Annotated in this window: 1 protein-coding gene; it reads right to left on the reverse strand. The window is 69.3% G+C overall.

The window, feature by feature from the left end:
* Positions 1-551: beta-ketoacyl synthase N-terminal-like domain-containing protein (locus IF45_RS0131060; RefSeq protein ID WP_169749605.1), on the reverse strand; the 551-nt coding region annotated here is incomplete at both ends.

Consider the following 551-nt stretch of genomic DNA (forward strand, 5'->3'; position numbering starts at 1 on the left):
GAGCATCCACATGCAGCGTGCGCGGCAGCCTGCCGTGACGCATCGCCATCACCATCTTGATCACACCCGCCACACCGGCGGCAGCCTGCGTGTGCCCGAGGTTCGACTTCACCGAACCGAGCCAGAGCGGCCGGCCCTCCTCACGCTCCTGCCCGTACGTGGCCAGGAGTGCCTGCGCCTCGATCGGGTCACCCAGCGTCGTCCCCGTACCGTGCGCCTCCACGACATCGACATCTCCGGCCGACAGACCACCGCTCGCCAGAGCCTGGCGGATGACCCGCTGCTGGGAGGGACCGTTGGGCGCCGTCAGACCGTTCGACGCACCGTCCTGGTTCACCGCCGAACCACGCACCACCGCCAGTACGCGATGACCGTTGCGCCGGGCGTCGGAGAGACGCTCCAGCACCACCATGCCCACACCCTCGGACCAGCCCACACCGTCAGCCGAGTCCGCGAACGAACGGCACCGCCCGTCCGCCGACAGACCACCCTGACGCGAGAACTCCACGAACGTCGTCGGCGTCGACATCACCGTCACACCACCGGCCACC

Source organism: Streptomyces albidoflavus, assembly GCF_000719955.1.
GTDB classification, from domain to species: domain Bacteria; phylum Actinomycetota; class Actinomycetes; order Streptomycetales; family Streptomycetaceae; genus Streptomyces; species Streptomyces albidoflavus.